The organism is Pseudonocardia sp. NPDC049154 (genome assembly GCF_040648315.1).
Classification (GTDB): Bacteria; Actinomycetota; Actinomycetes; order Mycobacteriales; family Pseudonocardiaceae; genus Pseudonocardia.
On record NZ_JBEZDN010000242.1, the window covers coordinates 1 to 3,190 of the forward strand.

3 protein-coding genes and 1 pseudogene are annotated in these 3,190 nt (G+C 73.9%); 1 reads left to right on the top strand and 3 read right to left on the bottom strand.

What is annotated here, in order from left to right; all coding sequences use genetic code 11:
• Positions 1–958 (bottom strand): AAA family ATPase (locus AB0B41_RS42905; protein WP_358212962.1); only part of this gene is annotated, 958 nt, incomplete at its 3' end.
• A gap of 69 nt (positions 959–1,027) precedes the next feature.
• Positions 1,028–1,768: a DUF899 domain-containing protein gene (locus AB0B41_RS42910; RefSeq protein WP_358212964.1), complete on the bottom strand. Its 741-nt coding sequence runs from the start codon at positions 1,766–1,768 to the stop codon at positions 1,028–1,030.
• A 93-nt stretch (positions 1,769–1,861) separates the two neighbouring features.
• Here AB0B41_RS42910 and AB0B41_RS42915 point away from each other — a divergent pair, with 93 nt between their 5' ends.
• The gene (locus AB0B41_RS42915; protein ID WP_358212965.1) at positions 1,862–2,320 is read left to right on the top strand and encodes a helix-turn-helix domain-containing protein; all 459 of its coding nucleotides are present in this window, start codon (positions 1,862–1,864) and stop codon (positions 2,318–2,320) included.
• 480 nt (positions 2,321–2,800) lie between these two features.
• Here the strand turns inward: AB0B41_RS42915 and AB0B41_RS42920 are convergent.
• Positions 2,801–3,190: pseudogene (locus AB0B41_RS42920) on the bottom strand (hypothetical protein); the annotation flags it as partial.

The window sequence follows — 3,190 nt, forward strand, 5'->3', positions numbered from 1 at the left end:
GCACGCTCGCGTCCCCGCCGGTCGCCTCCAGCGCCGCGATCATGGCGGCGTGCCGGTCCACGGCGGGGCCCGGGGCGGCGTCGAGCACCGCCGAGCGGGCGATCTCGTGCCGGAAGGCCAGCCCGTCACCGTGGCGGTCGACGAGCCCGGTGCCGACGAGCGCCTCGACGGTCGCGGGCGGCACGCCCAGGGCGGCCAGCAGCGCGGCGCCGACCGGCTCGGGCGTGCACGAGAGCAGCTCCAGGCAGCGGCGGTGCTCCGGGTCGAGCGCCGCCGCCCGCGCGAGCACGGCCTCCCGGACGCTCGCCGGCAGCCGCGACTCCGGCTGCGCCACGATCTGGCTGACGTAGAACGGGTTCCCCGCCGTGCGCCGGTGCACCTCCGCGGCGTCGAGCCCGCTGCCGGCGCACAACTGCTCCACCGCGCCCCGGCTCAGCGGCGCGAGCTGCACGCGGCGGGTGTCCGGCAGCGAGACCAGGTCGCCGACCACCGGGACGAGCGGATGGTCGGCGGCGAGCCCGTCGCGGTACGAGAGCACCAGCAGCAGCGGCAGCGAGGAGATCCGTCGGCCGAGGTACCGCACCAGGTCCGCCGTGGCGTCGTCCGCCCAGTGCAGGTCCTCGATCACCAGCGTCCGCGGCCGCGCCCGCAACGCGTCGAGCACGGCCGCGAACACCTCGTGCGGCGGCGCCCCGTCGGCGAGCTGCGTGGTGACGGCGGGCCCGAGCGCGTGCGCGACGTCCCGCAGCGGGCCGAGCGGCCGCGGCGTGGACAGCGCGTCGCACATCCCCCACAGCACCTGCTCACGGGGCAGCTCCTCGGCGAGGGCCCGCAGCAGGACCGTCTTGCCGATCCCGGCCTCGCCGGCCAGCAGCACCAGCCGGCCGCCACCCTCGGCCGCCTGCGCCGCCCGGTCGCGCACGACCGCCAGCGGGTGGTCGCGCTCCAGGAGACGCACCGGGCGATCGTAGGAGCGACCGTTCGGCCCGCGGTACGGGCCGAACGGCCCTGGCTCGATCCCCCGGGCTCAGCTCGTGTAGCCGGGGTCGGCCGCGTGCACGACCGGAGACCGCCCCTTGGGCTCCTCCCAGTCCTCCTGCCGCCCCAGCGCCGTCAGGTCGAGGAGGTGGTAGCCGTGCATCATCTCCTCGACACCGCGGCCGTACGTCGACCAGGTGTGGAAGACCTGGTCGCCGTCCCGCAGGAACGTGCTGATCGCCGGCTGCTCGCCGACGTAGTCGACCATCCAGTCGAGGCCCGCGGCCGACAGCTCCCCGGCATCCCGGAAGTTGTAGTTCGCGGGCGCGACGGCGGGGTCGAGCGTCGCGTGGAAGTCGTAGTTGAAGGTGCTGCCCTCGGACGAGTACCAGGGGAAGGTCCAGCCCCGGGCCTCGCGCGCGGCCTGCAGCTTCGGGTACGGCGCCCGCGACACCGCGGCGAAGGCCGTGTCCCGCCGGGCCAGGTGGTCGCGCACGCCCTCACCGGTCTCGGCGGCCATGGCGCTGCAGCTCCGGCACGGCTCGTCCCAGGCCGGGTCGTACATGAAGTGCTGCAGGATCAGCTGACTGCGGCCCGTGAACAGGTCGAGCAGCCCCACCTCGCCCTCCGGCCCCGTGAACCGGTAGTCCTGCTCCACCCGCACCATCGGCAGCCGCCGCCGGTCCGCGGCGAGCACGTCTCGGGCCCGGGTCAGTTCCTTCTCGCGCAACAACAGCGCCCGGCGTGCGGCCAGCCACTCGTCCCGCGAGACCACCTGCGGAAGTGCCATCGTCCTCATCCCCTTCGGGTCGACTTGCGTGATGCAAGTACGGTAGAGGGTGAGACTTGCATCACGCAAGCGGAATCGGCCTATCCTGGTGGCGTGCTGGGACGCCTGTACGAGCGCGAGAACTGTTCCGCGGCCCGCGCCCTCGAGCTCGTCGGGGAGCGCTGGAGCCTGCTGATCATCCGCAACGCGGTCTTCGCCGGCATGAGCCGCTTCTCGGACTTCGAGCGCCGCCTCGGCATCGCGCCCAACGTCCTCGCCAAGCGCCTCGAGAGCTTCGTGGCCGCCGGACTGATGGAGGAACGCCCGGAGGGCTACGCCCTCACCCGCAAGGGCCGGGAGCTGGGCACGGTGATCGTCGCCCTCACGGAGTGGGGCGACCGCTGGGCCGCCCCCGACGGCCCCCCGATCCTCTTCACGCACGACGACTGCGGGGGCGGGGTCCACCTCACCACCACCTGCGACCGCTGCGACCGCACCCCCGACATCGCCGAGATCGTCGCCAACCCCGGCCCCGGCGCCGACCCCGACCGGCTCCCGGGGAGGGCCAGCTGAGGGATGGGCGTCGGCTCGTCTTCTGACGGCGCCGCGGGGCGGGGTGCGCCTGCCCGGTGTGCATGAGTACCCCCGCGTACTGCCTCGCGCGGAGCTTCGGAGGTCGAGCGTGACGGCACGCCTTCGGTGAGAGCGGGTTTCCCGAAGGTGCGGCTCTCCGAGGGTGCGGACACTCGCTGCTTCGTCAAGCAGGCCGGCCTGCCTCCGCTCTGACCGGCGCCTCGCGTGTCTGCGACGTCAGGACCGCAGGGGCACTGTTTGCGAACCCGACCCCCTCGTGAAGCCGCAGGTCTCGAGGAGTGGACCGGGAGAACGGTTCGAGCTCAGCTGAACCCGCCCCTCTGGCCATTGCGGCGGAACGACCCCCGATGGGGCTCGCGCTGACCCGCCCCCGGAGACGCGATGCCGAAGATGGGGCCGTCCGAAGAGTGCGGAGATCTGCGGGCACGACCCTGCGACGGCCCGCCGGAGAACGGGCCGTCAGAAGGGTGGGGGTTCGTCGAGGTCGGTGGCGGGGTGGGGTGGTGGTCGGGGTTCGTCGTCGTGGTCGTCGGTGGCGGGTCGCCAGCCGATCAGGGGCTGGCTTCGGTCGAGGTCGTCGAGGGGGTCGGCGCAACAGCTGTCGTCCTCCTCGCTGACCGGGAGCGGCGGGGGTGGTGGCGGGAGCAGGGGGTCGGCTCGGGTGCGGTATTCGCGGCCGAGGGGACTGCGCCAGACGAAGACGCCGGGTTCGGGCTGGGTGAGCGTCCAGCCGCGTTGTTTGAGGCCGTGATCATGGCGGCAGGCCGGGCCGAGGTCGTCGGCGGTGGTGGGGCCGCCGTGGGCGTGGTCGCGGGTGTGGTCGCGGGTGTGGTCGAGGTCGGTGCGGTG

What these genes read in the sequence shown, in the direction of transcription:
- AB0B41_RS42910 (WP_358212964.1), bottom strand. Translation starts at nt 1,768, where the DNA reads ATGGCACTTCCGCAGGTGGTCTCGCGGGACGAGTGGCTGGCCGCACGC.